Source organism: Micromonospora sp. SL4-19 (assembly GCF_047921475.1).
In the GTDB taxonomy this organism is placed as follows: Bacteria; Actinomycetota; Actinomycetes; order Mycobacteriales; family Micromonosporaceae; genus Micromonospora.
Genome location: NZ_JBLROB010000006.1, coordinates 207,607 through 225,092 on the forward strand (window position 1 = coordinate 207,607; position 17,486 = coordinate 225,092).

The 17,486-nt window shown below is 74.2% G+C and carries 15 protein-coding genes; 10 read left to right on the plus strand and 5 right to left on the minus strand.

Annotated elements, in window-relative coordinates; all coding sequences use genetic code 11:
- Positions 1-51: 51 nt before the first annotated feature.
- Positions 52-1,491 carry an alkaline phosphatase PhoX gene (locus tag ACNAVT_RS11800; protein WP_416295503.1) on the minus strand — a complete coding sequence of 480 codons (1,440 nt, stop codon included), beginning with the start codon at positions 1,489-1,491 and terminating at the stop codon, positions 52-54.
- Between the two features lie 172 nt (positions 1,492-1,663).
- On the opposite strand from ACNAVT_RS11800, the gene ACNAVT_RS11805 reads away from it, so the two are divergent.
- The 5 genes from ACNAVT_RS11805 (at position 1,664) to ACNAVT_RS11825 (ending at position 7,065) form a co-directional block, all read left to right on the plus strand.
- Positions 1,664-4,306, plus strand: coding sequence for an FtsK/SpoIIIE domain-containing protein (locus tag ACNAVT_RS11805; RefSeq protein ID WP_416295505.1), 2,643 nt, complete (start codon positions 1,664-1,666; stop codon positions 4,304-4,306).
- Complete coding sequence (locus tag ACNAVT_RS11810) at positions 4,303-5,199, plus strand: hypothetical protein (RefSeq protein ID WP_416295507.1); 897 nt, start codon at positions 4,303-4,305, stop codon at positions 5,197-5,199. Before ACNAVT_RS11805 ends, ACNAVT_RS11810 begins: the two co-directional genes overlap by 4 nt.
- Before the next feature lie 143 nt (positions 5,200-5,342).
- On the plus strand, positions 5,343-5,606 hold the full coding sequence (locus ACNAVT_RS11815) for a DUF6244 family protein (RefSeq protein ID WP_416295508.1): 264 nt from the start codon (positions 5,343-5,345) through the stop codon (positions 5,604-5,606).
- Positions 5,607-5,628: 22 nt separating this feature from the next.
- On the plus strand, positions 5,629-6,090 hold the full coding sequence (locus ACNAVT_RS11820) for a hypothetical protein (RefSeq protein WP_416295510.1): 462 nt from the start codon (positions 5,629-5,631) through the stop codon (positions 6,088-6,090).
- A 180-nt stretch (positions 6,091-6,270) separates the two neighbouring features.
- Positions 6,271-7,065 carry a lipase family alpha/beta hydrolase gene (locus ACNAVT_RS11825; protein ID WP_416295512.1) on the plus strand — a complete coding sequence of 265 codons (795 nt, stop codon included), beginning with the start codon at positions 6,271-6,273 and terminating at the stop codon, positions 7,063-7,065.
- 39 nt (positions 7,066-7,104) lie between these two features.
- Here the strand turns inward: ACNAVT_RS11825 and ACNAVT_RS11830 are convergent, their stop codons facing one another.
- Positions 7,105-8,709, minus strand: coding sequence for a GMC family oxidoreductase (locus ACNAVT_RS11830; protein ID WP_416295514.1), 1,605 nt, complete (start codon positions 8,707-8,709; stop codon positions 7,105-7,107).
- A 249-nt stretch (positions 8,710-8,958) separates the two neighbouring features.
- Between ACNAVT_RS11830 and ACNAVT_RS11835 the strand changes: the two genes are divergently transcribed.
- From ACNAVT_RS11835 to ACNAVT_RS11855, 5 genes are all read left to right on the plus strand, one after another.
- On the plus strand, positions 8,959-9,324 hold the full coding sequence (locus ACNAVT_RS11835; RefSeq protein WP_416295516.1) for a YciI family protein: 366 nt from the start codon (positions 8,959-8,961) through the stop codon (positions 9,322-9,324).
- Positions 9,325-9,558: 234 nt separating this feature from the next.
- Positions 9,559-11,007, plus strand: a complete 1,449-nt coding sequence (gene pyk / locus ACNAVT_RS11840; RefSeq protein ID WP_416295517.1) for a pyruvate kinase — start codon at positions 9,559-9,561, stop codon at positions 11,005-11,007.
- The gene (locus ACNAVT_RS11845; RefSeq protein WP_416295519.1) at positions 11,004-11,888 is read left to right on the plus strand and encodes an acyl-CoA thioesterase; all 885 of its coding nucleotides are present in this window, start codon (positions 11,004-11,006) and stop codon (positions 11,886-11,888) included. Before pyk ends, ACNAVT_RS11845 begins: the two co-directional genes overlap by 4 nt.
- Before the next feature lie 72 nt (positions 11,889-11,960).
- Positions 11,961-12,431, plus strand: coding sequence for an RrF2 family transcriptional regulator (locus ACNAVT_RS11850; RefSeq protein WP_416295521.1), 471 nt, complete (start codon positions 11,961-11,963; stop codon positions 12,429-12,431).
- 167 nt (positions 12,432-12,598) lie between these two features.
- Entirely contained in the window at positions 12,599-13,678 is a 1,080-nt protein-coding gene (locus tag ACNAVT_RS11855; protein ID WP_416295522.1) for a sulfite exporter TauE/SafE family protein, read from the plus strand.
- A 319-nt stretch (positions 13,679-13,997) separates the two neighbouring features.
- Here ACNAVT_RS11855 and ACNAVT_RS11860 read toward each other — a convergent pair whose 3' ends face one another.
- The 3 genes from ACNAVT_RS11860 to ACNAVT_RS11870 all read right to left on the minus strand — a co-directional run bounded on the left by ACNAVT_RS11860 (position 13,998) and on the right by ACNAVT_RS11870 (position 17,452).
- Positions 13,998-15,431 (minus strand): pyridoxal-dependent decarboxylase, encoded by a 1,434-nt coding sequence (locus ACNAVT_RS11860; RefSeq protein ID WP_416295524.1) that lies wholly within the window; start codon positions 15,429-15,431, stop codon positions 13,998-14,000.
- Between the two features lie 482 nt (positions 15,432-15,913).
- Positions 15,914-16,924: an LLM class flavin-dependent oxidoreductase gene (locus ACNAVT_RS11865; RefSeq protein ID WP_416295643.1), complete on the minus strand. Its 1,011-nt coding sequence runs from the start codon at positions 16,922-16,924 to the stop codon at positions 15,914-15,916.
- A 48-nt stretch (positions 16,925-16,972) separates the two neighbouring features.
- Positions 16,973-17,452: an Lrp/AsnC family transcriptional regulator gene (locus ACNAVT_RS11870; protein WP_416295526.1), complete on the minus strand. Its 480-nt coding sequence runs from the start codon at positions 17,450-17,452 to the stop codon at positions 16,973-16,975.
- Positions 17,453-17,486: the final 34 nt, after the last annotated feature.

Consider the following 17,486-nt stretch of genomic DNA (forward strand, 5'->3'; position numbering starts at 1 on the left):
CCGTCGGACGGGCTCAGGAGTGGTCGCTCGACCGTTCCGGGGCGCGGTGCGTCAGTCGCGTCGAGCCGGAGTGGTCGAAGCCAGGTCGGCGTTGCTCGGCCGGCCCCACGGGCCGGTGATCGCGAAGACGTAGCCGGGGGACTGGATGCAGGCGAACAGGATCTGCCCGTCCGCGCTGAACGTCGGCCCGGTGAACTCGCTGTCGTTCAGCTCGTTGCGGGCCAGCGGATACGCCTTGCCCTGCTCGGTCACCCCGACCAGGTGCGACAGGCCCTCGCCGTCCTCGGCCAGGATCACCCCGCCGTACGGCGACACGGTGATGTTGTCCGGCCCGTCGAAGTTGCCCTGGTCGGCGTCCGGGTCCTGGTTCACGCCGAAGATGGTCTTCAGCGTGACGGTCTCGGTCCGCGGGTCGTAGAACCAGACCTGGCCGTCGTGCTCGTTGGTGCTGCCGTCGGAGTGCCGGGCGAAGCTGGCCACGAAGTACGCGCCGCCGTCGGCCCACCAGGCGCCCTCCAGCTTGCGGCTGCGGGTCACCTGCTCGTCGGTGAACTGCTTGCGCACCGAGACGGTCCTCGCGTCCCGGTCCGGCACGTCCACCCACTGCACCTTGTAGCGGGTGCCCGGCGTGGTCGCCTCGGACAGGTCGGTGATGTGGTTGCTGCCCCGGTAGCAGCTCATCGCCTGGAGGCCGCCGGCGGTGTCGCCGTCCGGCCGCTGCGCGAGCGCGCGCAGCGCGCCCTTGCCGCCCCGGAAGCCGGCCGGCGGTGTCCACCGGAAGTAGAGCCCGTTCGGCCCGCCGGCGTCCTCGGTCAGGTAGATCGCGTGGGTGTACGGGTCCACCGCCACCGCCTCGTGCGCGTACCGGCCGAGGAACTTCAGCGGCACCGGGTTCTGGTTGGCGGACCGGTCGTGCGGATCGACTTCGAAGGTGTACCCGTGGTCGTAGAGGTACTTCCCGCCCTGGCGCTGCTCGGTCTCCTCACAGCTCAGCCACGTGCCCCACGGGGTGATGCCGCCGGCGCAGTTGTTGTGGGTGCCGGCCAGGCTGACGTACTCGCGCAGGCGCCGGCCGTGCTGGTCCACCTCGATGGTGGTGGTGCCGCCACGGGCGCCCGGGTCGTAGGTGAGGCCGGCCAGCGCGGGCACCGGGAAGGGCTCGCTGCCGCCGATCTCGTGGTTGTTGACCAGCACCGAGCCCTCGCGGCCGAGGAAACAGCCGGTACCGTCGGCGTCGCTCGGGGTCGGCTGCCCCGACTCCAGCAGCGTCGCCCCGGCCTGCGCCACGATGGTGTACGAGAAGCCGGGCGGCAGGGCCAGCAGGCCGGCCGGGTCCGGCACCAGCCCGCCGTAGCCGACCGCCGGACGGGCCGCGGCCCGCGCCGCCGCCGGTCCCGCAATCACGTCCAGGTTGCCGGCCACCACGATGCCGAGGGCGCCGGCGGCACCGCCGCGCAGCATGGACCGGCGGGAAATGGGGGAGGAGGTCACGTCGTCGCCTTCCTGTTCACGGGCTCTGCGAGCAGGCAATCCGGGCCAGGGAACGGCGACCGGTGGGAACGGCGACCGTTCGATGAACAGTCGACCAATCTGGAGCGGGCGTCGCAAGCTGTGCCGGGTCGCCGCGTGTCCGTTAGGGTTCCCTCGATTGAGGATCGCGACGGTGTCGGAGGGGCGGACGGTGGGCAGCTTCGCGACGGCGTACGGGCAGGCGGTCGCCTTCCACCGGCAGGCCGTACGCCGGTGGGAGGCCGCACGGCGAGCGCTCGCCGCCGCCGGACCGGTCGCCCCCGGCAGCCCCGAGCTGGTCTCCCGGCTGGCCGGCCTCGGCGCCGACCTGGCCGCCCCCGCGCGCGGCGCCGCCCGCCCCGCCACGGCCCCCGTCCCGATACGCGTCGGCGAGGCGACCACTGTCGACGGAGGATTCCCGGTGCTGGTGCCGTTGGGCGGCGGCACCCACCTCGCGGTCGACACCGACGCCCGTCAACCCCGGGTCGGTGAGCTGCTGCGGGCCGTGGTGGTGCGGCTGCTCGCCGCCGCGCCGCCCGGCGCGGTCCGGGTCGTCGGGATCGACCCCGCCGCGTTCGGCGCCGCGTTCCTGCCACTGCGTCCGCTGCACGACGCCGGGGTGCTCGGCCCCGCCGCCACCACCGCCGCCGAGATCACCGCCCTGCTCGACGAGGCGGAACGGCACGCCCGCACCGCCCAGCAGGCCGCCCGCGACGACCAGGAACTCCTCGTGGTCGTCGCCGCGTCCGCCCCACCGCCCCGCGAGCTGGCCCGGCTGGCCGCGCTCACCCACGCCGGCCCGGCCGCGGCGGTCTGCGTTCTGCTCGCCGGCCACCCGTCCGCCGGCCCGGGCGACGCGCCGCCGCCGCTCGGCGCCACCACCCAACTCCGGCTGAACGACCGGTACGCGCTGGTCGGCGACCCGCCCGGGCAGCCGTTCAGCGCCGACGGCAGCGGCCTGGCCGCCCCGGTCGTGCTCGACGGCGACCCTTCGCAGGCCACCGTCACCGGGCTGGCCCGGCAGCTCGCCGCGACCACCCGCCGGGCCGAGGAGGTGGCCTTCACGGACCTGCTCCCCGCCCGGCGCTGGACCGAGTCGTCCGGTACGGGGCTGCGGACCGTGCTGGGGCGGGCGCTCCGACCACTCCAGCTCGGCGCGTCTGACGCCGCGCCACGACCTGGAGCCGTCGGCCGGGAGCTGGTCACGGTCGCCTTCGACGACGCCACCCCGCACTGGCTGGTCGGTGGGCGGACCGGCGCCGGCAAGACCGTGTTCCTGCTCGACGTGCTCTACGGGCTGGCCGCCGGCTACTCCCCGGCCGAGCTTCAGCTCTATCTGCTCGACTTCAAGGAGGGGGTGAGCTTCACCGAGTTCGTCCCCACCGAACGTGACCCGTCCTGGCTGCCGCACGCCCGCGCGGTCGGCATCGAGTCCGACCGCGAGTACGGCGTCGCCTTGCTGCGCGAGCTGCGCACCGAGCTGACCCGCCGGGCCGCCCTGCTCAAGCGGCACGGCGTCACCAAGCTCGCCGATCTGCCGCCGAACGCCCGGCCGCCCCGGATCGTCACCGTCGTCGACGAGTTCCACGTCCTTTTCGCCGGCAACGACGCGCTCGCCCGGCAGGCCGTCGACCTGTTGGAGGAGCTGGCCCGCAAGGGCCGCTCGTACGGCCTGCACCTGGTGCTGGCCAGCCAGAGCATCACCGGCGTCGAGGCCCTCTACGGCCGGGCCGAGGCGATCTTCGGTCAGTTCCCGTTGCGGGTGGCGCTCCCCGGCGGAGGCGGTGTGCTCGATCCGCTCAACGACGCCGCGACGGCGCTCGCGGTCGGGACGGCCGTGGTCAACACCGCCGGCGGCGTGGCCGGCGCGAACACCGAGGTCCGCTTCCCCGACGCGCACGCCGCCCGCGCCGACCTGGCCGCGCTGCGGCGCGAGCTGTTCCAGGCCCGGCCGGCGGGCTCGCCGCCCCCCACGGTCTTCCGGGGGTACGAGACACCGCGGCTGGTCGACGATCCCACCTGGGCGGGGCTGCGTCCCGGCGCCGAGCCGCCGCTCGCCCTGGTCGGCCGCACGGTCGACGTGGCCGGCAGTGGCGCCTCGGTGCGTCTCGACCCCGTTCCCGGCCGGCACCTGGCCGTGGTCGGCACCGCCGCCGCCGGGGCGGACGTGCTCCGCTCGGCCACCCTCAGCCTGGCCCGGCAGCACGCCCCCGGCACGGCCCGCTTCCTGCTCGCCCCCCTGGCCCCCGGCACCACGGACCTCGCCAACGACCTCGCCATGGAGCTGGCCGCCGCCGGCCAGCCCGTGCAACGCCTCGACCAGGCAGACCTGCCCGGCCGGCTCGCCGCCCTCGTCACCGCCGACGGGCCCGGGCAGGGCTCGCCCGCCGCTGCCCACCCGGCCGGCTCGTCGACCGGGCCCACCGGCCGGACGTACCTCGTGGTGTTCGGTGTGGACGCCGCCGCCGACGCGCTCGCCACCACCGATCCGACCACCTTCCGCTCCGGGCACGACGACCTGCGGGCCGTGCTGCGTCAGGGGCCGGCGCACGGGGTGCACCTGCTCGGCTGGTGGCGCGGGCTGCGTCGGCTCGGCGAGGACCTGGGCGGTACGCAGAACCGCGACGACCTGGCCTGCCTGGTCGCGCTGAACGTGCCCGGCGCCGACCTCGGTCTGCACCTCGGAATGCACGACCTCAGCTACACCCCGCGCGACGGGCGGGCCCTGCTGGTGGACCGGCACGATCAGCGGACCAGCCTGATCGTGCCCTTCGTCGGCGACGGAGACGACCGGTGACCGGCTTCGAGGAGTACGCGGCCCTGGTCCGGGAGCTCTCCGCCCGGCAGCGCGGCGGTGAGCGGGCCGTCGCCGCCGAGGCGGACCGCCGCCGCGGCCTGCACGCCGCCGTCGACCAGCTCGGCCACCGGCTCGCCGCCCAGGGGCAGCGCCTCGACCAGCTCGGCCGGGCCGCCGGCCTGCCCACCCCGCCTCCGGACGGGCCCCTCGTACCGCCCGGTTCGCCGGACGGGCCGGCCTCTCAGGTCGGCGTGGCACCGGCACCCGGCGCCGCGCCCGGGGCCGCGCCTGCGCCGCCCGGCGGCGGATCGCCGGTGCCGGCGCCGCCGGGTGGCGCGACGACCACGGCGGGGGCGCCCGGATCCCTGCCCGGGACCGGGCCGGTGGCGACCGGCGGCGAAGCCGCCGCGCCGGAGCGGCCGGGGGTCTGGGCGTATCCGGCAGGGACCGTGCCCGCGCCGCGGGTGGCGGAGGTGGACCCGGCGGCGGAGCTGGCCGCGGCCCGGCAGCTCGTCGACGAGGCCGACCGGTACGGGCAGCAGGCCGAGGCGCTCGCCCACCGGTCCGCGCTGCTGCCCACCTGGTCGCCGCCGGCTCGGGCCGTCGCGGTCTACGCCGTCTGTTCGCTGGTCGGCTCGGTGCTGATGCTGGCCGCCCTGATGGGCTCGCAGATCCCGGCCACCGGGCTCGATCTGGTGGCCGCCGTCTCGTGCGCGGGCGTTCCGCTGCTGTCGTTCCTCGCCGGGCAGTTGGTGCTCGGCCGATGGGGCAGGCCGCCGATCAGCGCCGGCACCCCACCGTCGCGGTACGTCCCGCTCGGCTTCGTGATCTGTGCGCTGGTCTCCCCGTCGCTCTTCTGCGTCTACCTCCTGGCGTTCCGCCTGATCGGCTGAGCACCGGGACGGCGTTCCACTGAGCACCGGTGGATCCTCATCTGTGATCGCTTGGTCGCGGGGCGTGCGGCGATCTCGTAGGCTCCTTTGTGGCCGGCGCCGGTGGCGTGGGTCGAGCGATCCGGGTGACGTGGGGAGGGCGCGTGAGCGCAGCGCAGGTCATCGCCAGGCTCGCGGCGGCGGCACAGAAGCTGGACGAGGCGAAGGCCAAGACGGCGGCCGCGGCCCAGGACGCTGCCGAGGCGCGGGCGCTGGTGGCCGGCGCGCTGGAGGGCGTGGCGGCCGGTCCGTTGCTCGGCATGATCGACGCCTACCGGCAGTCGTTGGCCCAGGCCGCCCGGGGCGGCGATCCCGCCAGGCAGCACGTCCAGGAGACGATCGCCAAGGTCCAGGCGTTGGGAAATTGAGCAGGGGTGGTGAGACGGCGGGATGAGCGAGACCGCGGAGATCATCGGCCGGGACGGCGGTGAGCTGGACGGCTTCCACATCGGCCACGTGCCGGGCGACGCCGGTACGGAGGTGTCGGACTTCGCCACCGAGTGGGACGACGTCAGCTTCGCCACCCGGGTCTGGGAGCGGCAGGTCGACGAGGGCTACCGGGTCGACCTGCGGGTGCACGTGCTCCGCGGTGACCAGCTCACCGACCTCGCCGCGCTGCACGACTTCCTCGCCGACTACCACGAGCGCGACCCCGCCGGCGAGGAGTTGGCCGAGCTCCCGCACCCCGACGGTCCCGGCCTGATCGGCACGGCGGAGGCGTTCTGGCTGGTCGAGCCGGGCGTCGCGGTCGACGTGCTGGTCGATCCCGAGCGGTTCGACCGGGCCGGGTTGGCGGCGACCGCGCTCGCGATCAGCCCGGCTCACGCAGGTGACACCGCCGGATCCCAGTGAGTGGGCGACCCCGCCGAATGTCCGATACGCCGGTTCGTGCCCGAGGCGGAACAACGGGTTACCGATGCGTAACTTTTCATTGACGGACGTGAAACGGATCGCGCATCATCGTTCCCACGATCGATCGGATCCCCGTCCGCCTCTCCCGGGTCCCCGGGCGCCGCCCCCGGAGGTGCAGCCATGCTGCTCCGAAAGGTCCTCACCGCCACCACCGCCGTCGCCGCCCTGCTCGCCCCGGCCACCGCCGCCCAGGCCGCCACCGCCGAGCGCGCCGCCCCGGCCCCGGCCGCGGCGTCCGCCACCACCGCCGTCGCCGGCTCCGCGCCCGTCATCGTCGTCGGCGGTCTGATCGGCGTTTCCATCGCGTACGAGCCGATCGCCGCCCGGCTACGCGCCGACGGCCACCGGGTCTGGATCTACCAGCTGCCCGACCTCGGCTTCGGCGACATCCGCGAGTCCGCCCGCGCCCTGTCGTCCTACGTGGACCAGGTCCGCGCCGCCACCGGCGCGGCCAAGGTGGACATGGTCACCCACTCCGAGGGCGGGCTGGTCTCCCGCTGGTACGTCAAGTTCCTCGGCGGCGCCGACCGGGTCGACCACTACGTCAGCCTGGGCAGCCCGCAGCAGGGCACCTACGTTGCCAACATCCTGACATTCGTCGGGTTGGGCAGCTGCGTCGGGATCCCCGCCTGCCAGCAGATGTCGATCGGCTCGGACTTCCTCGCCAGCCTCAACGCGGGCGACGACACCCCCGGCGCCGTCCGCTGGACCACCGTCCGGACCTGGCAGGACGAACTGGTCCGCCCGGTCGACAACGCCACCCTCGCCGACGGCGCCACCAACGTCCTGGTCCAGGCGTGGTGCCCGCTGCGGGTGGTCGGCCACCTCGGCCTGGTCCTCGACGGTACGACGTACACCGTCGTCCGGCAGGCGCTCGCCGGCGCCGCGATCCGGCCCGACTGCTTCGCCCTCTGATCCGAGCACGCCGGCGGGCAGCCGGGCGTCGCCCGCCGGTCAGCCCGTGGTGGTCCGGTCGAGGATCAGGTCGGCGGCCCGCCAGGCCAGCGCGGTCACCGGCGCGTTGGTGTAGCCCGAGACCATCACCGGCAGCACCGACGCGTCGACGACACGCAGTCCGGTCACGCCGCGTACCCGCAGCTGCGGATCGACGACGTGCTCGTCGTCCGGGCCCATCGCGCAGGTGGCGATGGCATGGTAGCCGCAGTAGCCGTGGACCCGGGCCGCCTCGAGGATCTCCTCGTCCGTCTGCATCGCCGGCCCGGGCAGGACCTCCGCCTTGATCCGTTTGGCGATCGGCGTGGTGGCGAAGAGGTCCCGCATCCGCCGGAAGGCATCCACCGCCACCCGGCGGTCGTGCGGGGTGGCGAAGTAGTTCGTCGCGATCGCGGGTGGCGTGCGCGGGTCGGGCCCGGTGATGGTGAGGCTTCCCTCGCTGTCCGGGTGGGTAACCGTGCCCATGCACATCAGGCCCGGCTCCTGCTCCAGCTCCAACGCCCGGCCCGGTCGCCGCGGCGCCGCCGAGAAGGGCGCCATCAGCAGGTGGGCGTCCGGACGGTCCAGCTCCGGACGGGACTTGATGTGGGCCGCGACGTCGAACACCGGCAGCGCGAGCGGGCCGCGGCGGGTGAGCAGGTAGCGGAGAGCGGCGCGGCCCTGCCCGAGCCGGCTGCTGAGCTGCGCGTTGTAGCCGCCGGGCCCGGCCAGCCGGTACTGCAGGGGCATCGACCGGTGCTCGCGCAGGCCCGCGCCCACCCGGGGCCGGTCGAGCAGCACCTCCACGCCGGCGGACCGCAGGGTGTCGGCCGGCCCGATGCCGGAGACCTGCAGCAGCTGCGGGGTGGCGATCGCGCCCGCGGCCAGGATCACCTCGGCGGCGGCCAGGTGGTCGACCTGCCGGCCCCGGTGCTCGGCGCGCACCCCGACCGCCCGGCCGTCCCGAATCAGGACACGCAGCACCACGGTGTCGACCGCGACGGTCAGGTTCGGGCGGCTGCGCACCGGGTGCAGGAAGGCCGTGGCGGCGCTGACCCGGCGCCCGTCACGGATGGTGGCCATGGCGTAGCCGATCCGCTCGCCGTCGTCGGCGTTGAGGTCGTCGACCCGGTGCCAGCCCAGCTCCGCCCCGGCCTCGATCATCTCCTCGCAGAGCTCGTCGGTGCCGGTGGCGGTGGACAGGCGCAGCGGGCCGCCGGCGCCGCGCAGCGGCGAGGCGCCCAGCGGGTTGTCCTCCAGCCGCTTGAAGATCGGCAACATGGTGGACCAGCCCCAGCCGGGGTTGCCGAGGCGTTCCAGCGCGTCGTAGTCGGGCTGCGAGCCGCGGCTGTAGATCATGCCGTTGATCGAGGTGGAGCCCCCGATCAGCCGTCCGCGCTGCCACGTCTCGTCCGGCCCCGGCCCGGTCGTGGCCGGATAGTGCCAGGCGGTACGCGGATCATCCATCAGCCGGGAGAACGCCTTGGGGATGCGGACGGAGGAGCTGCGGTCCCAGCCACCCGCCTCGATCAGCAGCACCCGGGTGCCCCGGTCCTCGCTGAGCCGGTTGGCCAGCACGCAGCCGGCCGCCCCGGCACCGACGATGACGTAGTCGAACTCTTCCACTTCGGACCCCACCTCGTCCCGGACGCGAAAATCCTTCCCGACGGTATCGGGTCGATCACGTAACGGAAAGGGTCGACGGGAACGGTCTGGTAGCTCGAGCCCATGTCGGCGGAACGGAGGAGAGGGCGGGCGAACGGCGCAGCGCGTCGACAACCCGGCCCGGCCCCAGGCAGTTGGGCGGAGCGACCGCCGAGCCCCGCCGCGCCGTGCGACGCTGGGCCGGAGGGGCCGTACGCCTGGAGGTGCGCCATGGCCGCAACGCCGCGGGTCGACTTCGCGCTCGACACGTACGAGTGCATCGTGCTCTACCCGGGGCCGTCGGGTCGGGCTCTGCCCGAGGAGACGGTGCAGCGGTTGCAGGCCGAGCACAACCAGCACATGCAGGCGCTGCAGCGACAGGGCGTCATCCTGATCGACGGCTCGGTGGACGGCCCGGCCCGGGAGCCGGACCCGCCGATCGGCTTCGGCCTGGCCCGGACGGGCTCGGTGGACGACGTGCGCAGCGTCATGGAGGCCGACCCGGCGGTGCAGGCCGGGCTCTACCGGGTGGACGTGCTGACCTTCCTCTGCCCGGCCGGCTCGCTGGAGTTCCCGCTGGCGAAGACGCAGAGCTGAGCGCGGCCGATCGACGGGCGGCGCTGCCTCGAACGGCGAGCGCGGGAGCGCTCCGACGGCGGATCACGGTTGGCGGTACGATTTCCGCCGCGCGGTCGCCGACGCCCGCCACCCACGACGTCCGGGGTCCGTCCCGTACCGCCCGCCTGCGCGGGCGTCGCGCGTCGTTGGACAACTGTTCCGCAGTCCGAAAGGGGTCGGCCGGCCGGTCGACCCGGAGGAGAGACTAGCCTGATGGGCGTGACACGCCGCGCGAAGATCGTCTGCACCCTCGGCCCCGCCACCTCGTCCCCGGAGCGCATCCGGGGCCTGGTCGAAGCGGGCATGAACGTGGCGAGGCTCAACTTCAGCCACGGCAGCCACGAGGACCACGAGGCGGTCTACCGGCTCGTCCGTGAGGCGGCCGACGCGGCCGGGCGTCCCGTCGCGGTGCTCGCCGACCTCCAGGGCCCGAAGATCCGGCTCGGTCGGTTCGCCGACGGCCCGCACGAGTGGCGCACCGGCGACTCCGTCGTGATCACCGGGGACGACGTCCTCGGCACCAAGGAGCGGGTCTCCTGCACCTACCGCAAGCTGCCGCAGGAGGTGAAGCCGGGCGACCGGCTGCTGATCGACGACGGCCGGGTCGCGGTCGAGGTCAGCGACGTCACCGGCAACGACATCCGGTGCCTGGTCACCGAGGGTGGCCCGGTCTCCAACAACAAGGGCGTCTCGCTGCCGAACGTGGCGGTCAGCGTCCCGGCCCTCTCCGAGAAGGACGCCGACGACCTGCGCTTCGCCCTCGGGCTGGGCGTCGACATGATCGCGCTGTCCTTCGTCCGCTCGCCCGACGACATCAAGCTCGTGCACTCGATCATGGCCGAGGAGGGCGTGTCCCGCCCGGTGCTGGCCAAGGTCGAGAAGCCGGAGGCGGTCGACCACCTGGAGGCGATCGTGCTCGCCTTCGACGGCGTCATGGTCGCCCGTGGCGACCTCGGCGTCGAGTTGCCGCTCGACCAGGTGCCGCTGGTGCAGAAGCGGGCCGTGCAGCTCTGCCGGGAGAACGCCAAGCCGGTCATCGTGGCCACCCAGATGCTCGACTCCATGATCGAGAATTCCCGGCCGACCCGCGCCGAGGCCTCGGACGTGGCGAACGCGGTGCTCGACGGTGCGGACGCGGTGATGCTCTCCGGCGAGACCAGCGTCGGCAAGTATCCGGTGCTCACGGTCAGCACCATGGCCAAGATCATCCAGACCACCGAGTCGGGCTCGATCGCCGTGCCGCGGCTCCAGCACGACCCGCGTACGCACGGCGGCGCGCTCACCGTCGGCGCGTCCTCGATCGCCCGGGCCATCGGCGCCAAGGCGCTGGTCGCCTTCTCGCAGACCGGCGACACCGTCAAGCGGCTCGCCCGGCTGCACTGCGACCTGCCGCTGCTGGCCTTCACCCCGGTGCCCGAGGTGCGCAACCAGCTCGCCCTGTCCTGGGGCGTCGAGACGTTCCTGATGCCCTTCGTCGAGCACACCGACGACATGTTCCGCCAGGTCGACCAGGCGCTGCTCGGCCTCAACCGGGCCAACCCCGGCGACCACGTGGTGATCGTGGCGGGCAGCCCGCCCGGCACCCCCGGCTCCACCAACACCCTGCGGGTCCACCAGCTCGGCTCGCTGGTCGACGCCGCCTCCGCCCGGGCGCTGCAGTGAGCGAACCGGCGGTGGCGACCGGCCAGGCCGCCGTCGACCAGCTCCTGGCGGTGCTGGACCTGGACCACATCGGCGAGATGACCTTCCGGGGGATGAGCCCGCCGGTCGGCCCGCAGCGGGTGTACGGCGGCCAGGTCGCCGGTCAGGCCCTGGTCGCCGCCGGGCGCACCGTCGACCCGGAGCGATTCGTGCACTCCCTGCACGGCTACTTCGTCCGCCCCGGCGACCCGGCCGAGCCGATCGAGTACCAGGTGGAGAACGTCCGCGACGGCCGTTCCTTCTCGGTGCGCCGGTCGGTCGCGCTCCAGCACGACAAGCCGATCTTCTTCATGTCGGCGTCGTTCCAGCGGCGGGAGGACGGGCTGGACCACCAGGCGCCGGCCCCGCTCCACGTGCCCGGTCCGGACGAGGTCCCGACCATGACCGACCGGCTCTCCCGCTATCCGGAGCGGCTCGGGATCTGGGGCCAGATCCCGCGCCCGATCGACGTCCGCTACGTCGGCGAGCCCGGTTGGGTGCGCCCCGGCGACCGGCCCGCCGAGCCGCACCAGCGGGTCTGGATGCGCATCGACGGCAAGCTGCCCGACGACCCGCTGCTGCACGCCTGTGCCCTGGCGTACGCCTCGGACCTGACCCTGCTCGACTCGGTGCTCTCGGTGCACGGCGAGGTCTGGGGCCCCGGAGGAGTGGTGGGCGCGAGCCTGGACCACGCGCTCTGGTTCCACCGCTCCTTCCGGGCCGACGAGTGGTTCCTCTACGACTGCTGGAGTCCGTCCGCCTCCGGCGCCCGCGGGCTGGCCACCGGCCGGATGTTCACCACTGACGGCCGGCACATCGCCAGCGCCGTGCAGGAGGGGCTGCTGCGCCGGGTAGGCGCCTGACCGGCGAACCGTGGCCGTTCGGGCCGCGGGTCGGGAAACCGGCCGGCTGAACAGCGGGCTAACCTTGCCGGCATGCGCCTCTCCGCCCGGGTCGACTACGCCCTCCGCGCGGCCGCCGAGCTGGCCTCGGTCGCCAGCGGCGCGGCGGCCGGACGGAGCCGGCCGGTGACCGCCGAGCAGATCGCCCGCGCCCAGGACATCCCGCCGAAGTTCCTGGAGAGCATCCTGCTCCAGCTGCGCCGGGGCGGGATCGTGCACGCCCAGCGCGGCCCGGAGGGCGGCTACTGGCTGGCCCGGCCGGCCTCGGAGATCTCCCTCGCCCAGGTGATCCGAGTGATCGACGGTCCGCTGGCGCACGTCCGTGGCCAGCGCCCGGAGCAGCTCGGCTACCAGGGGGCGGCCCGGGCGTTGCAGGAGGTCTGGATCGCCCTGCGGGCCAGTGAGCGGGAGATCCTCGAACTGGTCACGATCGCCGATGTGGCCAGCGGCGCACTGCCCGGCCGGGTCAACGACCTCGCGGCCGACCCGAGCGCCTGGAGCTGATCGCCGGCCTCGCGCCGCCCCGTCGTCAGGCCGGCGGCGGGCCGACCCGCGTCCCGTCCGCGCCGTCCGGCGCGTCCCACCAACCGGATGGAGGACTTGACCGGGACGCCTCCGTGCCGCATTGTCGACCAAGTCGATAGGAGATGCCGAAAAGACGGAGGGCGCTCGTGCGCAAGCTGCTGATCCTCGCCCTGGTCGGGCTCGCCGCGCAGCTGGTCGACGGCGCGCTCGGCATGGCGTACGGGCTCACCTCCTCCACCCTGCTGCTGTTCGCCGGAGTGGCGCCGGCCGCCGCGTCCGCCTCGGTGCACCTGGCGGAGATCGGCACCACCCTCGCGGCGGGGGTGTCGCACTGGCGGTTCGGCAACGTCGACTGGCGGGTGGTCGGCCGGATCGCAGTGCCCGGGGCGATCGGCGCCTTCGCCGGCGCCACCTTCCTCAGCTCCATCTCCACCGAGGCCGCCGCCCCGTGGATGGCCGCCATCCTGTTCACCCTGGGCGCGTACCTGCTGGTCCGTTTCTCCCGGCCGCTGCGCGCCAACCGGGCCGCCGGCCGCCTGCGGAGCCGCTTCCTCGCCCCGCTCGGGTTGGTCGCCGGCTTCGTCGACGCCACCGGCGGGGGCGGCTGGGGTCCGGTCGCTACCCCGGCGCTGCTGGTCTCCGGCCGGATGGAGCCGCGCAAGGTCATCGGTTCGGTCGACACGTCCGAGTTCCTGGTGGCCGGCGCGGCCAGCGCCGGGTTCCTCGTCGGCCTCGGCTCCGAGGGCTTCCTGCTGCCCACGGTGGCCGCGCTGCTGGTCGGTGGCCTGATCGCCGCGCCGATCGCCGCCTGGCTGGTCCGCATCGTCCCCGCCCAGCTGCTGGGCGCCGTCATCGGCGGAGTGATCGTGCTGACCAACGCCCGGACGCTGCTGCGCGTCGGGGAGCTGGGCGGCCCCGTCCCGTCCCTGGTCTACGCGCTGCTCGGAGCCGGCTGGCTGGCCGCGCTGGCGCTGGCGGTGCGGGCGCTGCGCCGTACCCGCCGAGCCCGGGCCGTCGCCGACGCCGCGCTCGCCGCGCCGACCGATGCCGCGCCGACCGATGCCGCGCCGACCGAGGCCGTGCCGACCGATGCCGCGCCGGCCGCGCCCGCGCTCGCCGCGCCGGACGCGCCCGTTGCGGCCGTCCCGGCCGCCGGTGGGCCGGCGAGCGACGGCGACCGCGCGATGCCGGAGGAGCCCCGTCGGCTCGCCGCCGTCGAGGGCTGACCGCCGGGCGAGCCGGGGACGCGCACCCGCAGGCGTCACCCACCGTAGCGCCACTCTCCGTTACGGCCGGAGCGGTGTGCCGGGTGCCCTTCCCTCGCTTTGCTCTGCAGCCATTACCGCAGCACCGCCACCGAGCAGTGACGACGTCCGTCCGGCTGACCTGACGGCGCCTACCAACGGTCACGTTCCGTTGCTGCTGCGTGGATGGCTGCAGAGCAAAGCGAACCCGCAGCGGACTCGTCACTCGGGCCGGACCTTACCGACAGTGTTCAGTCGTGCCCGTTGGCCGCGCCGGCGAGCATGGCATGGCGCGTGACGGTCAGGCCGTGAGCAGGTCGTCGGCCGCGGCGGAGAGCAGATCCCAGGCCTCGTTGACGTGCTGCTCGGTGGTCAGCGGCGAGCCGACCGCCAGGCGCAGCGTGTACCGATTCTCGACGCGGGTGTGGGTCAGCAGCACCCGCCCGGTGTCGTTGACCCGGCGCAGCAGCTCGGCACTCGCCTCGTCGCCGGCGCGCAGCCGGAAGCAGACCAGCGAGAACGGATGCGGTGCGGCCAGCTCGAACCGGTCGTCGGCCGAGACCCGCGCGGCGAAGCGGGCGGCGAGCGCCACCCCGGAACGGATGTGGGCCCGCAGCCCCTCGACGCCGTACCAGCGGAGCACGAACCAGAGCTTGAGCGCCCGGAACCGGCGGCCCAGCGGCACCTGCCAGTCCCGGTAGTCGATCACCGCCCCGGACTCGGTCGCCGCGTTGCGTAGGAACTCCGGCATCACCGTCAGCGCCTCGATCAGCTCGCCCCGGTCGGCCACCCAGAACGCGTCGCAGTCGAAGCCGGTGAGCAGCCACTTGTGCGGGTCGAAGCAGTACGAGTCGGCATGCTCGACCCCGGCGTGCGACCAGCGCAGCTCGGGGCAGACCGCCGCCGCGCCCGCGTACGCGGCGTCAACGTGCAGCCAGATGCCGTGCTCGGCGCAGATCGCGCCGATCTCCGGCAGCGGGTCGACCGCGGTGGTGGACGTGGTGCCGATGGTGGCCACCACGATCGCCGGCACCACGCCGGCGGCCAGGTCGGCCTCGATCGCCGCCCGCAGCGCCGCGGGGCGTAGCGCCTGCGTCGCCGGGTCCACCTCGATGGTGCGGACCCCGTCGGCGCCCAGCCCGGCGATCCGGGCCGCCTTCTCGATCGAGGAATGCCCGTGGGTGGAGGTGTACGCCCGGTAGCGCCGGTCGATGCCGTCGGAGCGCCACCGCCCCTTGCTGGCCCGGTGCAGCGCGCCCAGGGTGGCGACCAGGGTCGCCGACGAGGCGGAGTCCTGGATGACCCCGCCGCCGCGGCTGGTCGAGCGGAACCGCTCCGGCAGGTCGAGCAGGCCGGCGATCCAGTCCAGCAGCACCGTCTCCAGTTCGGTGCAGGCCGGTCCGGTCGCCCAGAGCATCCCCTGCACGCCGAGGCCGGAGCTGACCAGGTCGCCCAGCACGCTGGGCCCGGAGGTGTTGGCGGGAAAGTAGCCGAAGAAGCCCGGGTGCTGCCAGTGGGTCAGCCGCGGTGTGACGATGCGGTCCAGGTCGGCCAGGACGGCCTCGACCGGCTCACCCTGCTCGCTCGGCCCGTCGGGCAGCGCGGCGGCCACCACGCCGGGTGGGTCCTGCGAGGTCACCGGCCGCTTTCCGAGCGTCGTCCAGTAGTCGGCGATCCAGTCCACCACGGCGTGCCCGGCGCGGCGGAACTCCTCCGGGTCCATGTGCTCAGCCATGCCTGGAGTCGATCAGGTGGGCGGGGCGCGGGCAAGGGGCGCCGATGGCGGTTGTGCGGCGGGAACGCACTGTCCTACGATGCCCGTGCGCGGAGCCATTGATGGATGTCGATCAGCAGCGTCCACCCTCATCGTCAGCGCGGCGTACCTCCTCCGCCGGCACCGGCGCCCCGCCCACCAGCACGCCGCCGACCACCACCGCGCCCCCGACCACCGTGCCACCCACCACCGCGCCACCTCCGGCCGGCGCCAAGCAGATGGAGGGCCATGGCTACCCCGCCCGCACCGAACATCTACCTGCGCTGAACTCGAGGCCCGGCCCGGCTGGCACCGGGTCGCCCGCGCGGAACCCGCACTGGCGACCCGGTGCACCACACCGCGGCACCCCCGACCCGTCCCGACCGGGAGTGCCGTACCACCACCGGTCACCAAGGTAGAGGCGCCGCGCGACGGCGGGGTGACGGGGCTGTGAAGAGCGTGTTTCAGCCGTTTCGGCTCAGGCCACCGGCCACCCGCTCGGCGATCAGCTCGAACGAGCGGACCCGGTCGGCCACGTCGTACACCATCGTGGTCAGCATCAGCTCGTCGGCGCCGGTGCGCTCCAGCAGCGCGCCGAGCTGCCGGGCCACCGTCTCCGGGGAACCGGTCGCCTGCCCCTCCCGGCGCTGGGCCACGAACTCCCGCTCCAGCTCCGTGTAGGGGTAGGCCGCCGCCTCCTCCGGCGTCGCCAGCGGCTCCGGCCGCCCCGAGCGCAGCTTCAGGAAGGACAACCCGGCCGGGCCGGCCAGCCACTCCGCCCGCTCGTCGGTCTCGGCGCAGATCGCGTTGACCGCCACCATCGCGTACGGCCGCTCCAGCCACTGCGACGGCCGGAAACTCTGCCGGTAGAGCTGGAGCGCGGGCAGCGTGTGCTGCGCGCTGAAGTGGTGCGCGAACGAGAACGGCAACCCGAGCAGCCCGGCGAGTTGGGCGCTGAACCCGCTCGACCCGAGCAGCCAGACCGCCGGCGACTGCCCCTTGCCCGGGGTGGCGGTGATCGGGCCCGGCTCCGCGCCGCTGAAGTAGTTCATCAGGTCGGCCAGCTCCCGGGGGAAGTTCTCCGCCGACAGCCCCTCCATGGTCCGGCGCAGCGCCAGCGCGGTCACCTGGTCGGTGCCCGGTGCCCGGCCGATGCCCAGGTCGATGCGGCCCGGATGCAGCGCCTCCAGCGTGCCGAACTGCTCGGCCACCACCAGCGGCGCGTGGTTGGGCAGCATCACCCCGCCCGAGCCGAGCCGGATCGTCGAGGTGTTGGCCGCGAGGTGCGCGAGCAGCACCGCCGGGGCGGAGCTGGCGATCGCGGGCATGTTGTGGTGCTCGGCCACCCAGAACCGGCGGTAGCCCAGCTCCTCGGTGCGGCGGGCCAGCTCGGTGGTGTGCCGCAGCGCCTCACCGGCGGTCGCGCCGCGGGCGACTGGAGCAAGATCAAGAACAGACAGCGGTACGTCGATCACGCGTCTGATCAACACGTCCCGCACCGGAATTGTTCCTCCCGGCCGCCCCTATCCCATACCGCGCGCCTGCTCGAAGATCAGGCTCGTCTGGGTGTGCTGCACCGCCGGATCCACCGCCAGATGGTCCAGGACGAAGTCCCGCAGCGCGTCCCCCGATGCCGCCCGCACGTGCAGCACGTAGTCCTCCGCGCCGGCCACGTGGAACACCGACACCACGCCGGGCAGCCGCACCGACCGGGCCCGGAAGGCGTCCACCGCCGCCCGCTCGTGGGCGGCCAGCCGTACCGACACCAGCGCCTGCAAGGGCAACCCGACCGCCGCCGGGTTCACCTCGGCGTGGAACCCGCGGATCGCCCCACACTCGCGCAGCGCCCGGGTGCGGGCCAGGCAGGTGGACGGTGCCACCCCGACCCGCTCGGCGAGGGCGTTGTTCGGCAGCCGGCCGTCGGCCGCCAGCTCGGTCAGGATCGCGCGGTCGACGTCGTCCAGCGCCGCGAACGGCCGTACATCATTCGGTGCGACAGGCATGCCACCATCATTCTTCGAATCTCCCGATGACAAA

What these genes read in the sequence shown, in the direction of transcription:
- ACNAVT_RS11820 (WP_416295510.1), top strand. Translation starts at nt 5,629, where the DNA reads ATGAGCGAGACCGCGGAGATCATCGGCCGGGACGGCGGTGAGCTGGAC.
- ACNAVT_RS11825 (WP_416295512.1), top strand. Translation starts at nt 6,271, where the DNA reads ATGCTGCTCCGAAAGGTCCTCACCGCCACCACCGCCGTCGCCGCCCTG.
- ACNAVT_RS11835 (WP_416295516.1), top strand. Translation starts at nt 8,959, where the DNA reads ATGGCCGCAACGCCGCGGGTCGACTTCGCGCTCGACACGTACGAGTGC.
- pyk (WP_416295517.1), top strand. Translation starts at nt 9,559, where the DNA reads ATGGGCGTGACACGCCGCGCGAAGATCGTCTGCACCCTCGGCCCCGCC.
- ACNAVT_RS11850 (WP_416295521.1), top strand. Translation starts at nt 11,961, where the DNA reads ATGCGCCTCTCCGCCCGGGTCGACTACGCCCTCCGCGCGGCCGCCGAG.
- ACNAVT_RS11860 (WP_416295524.1), bottom strand. Translation starts at nt 15,431, where the DNA reads ATGGCTGAGCACATGGACCCGGAGGAGTTCCGCCGCGCCGGGCACGCC.
- ACNAVT_RS11870 (WP_416295526.1), bottom strand. Translation starts at nt 17,452, where the DNA reads ATGCCTGTCGCACCGAATGATGTACGGCCGTTCGCGGCGCTGGACGAC.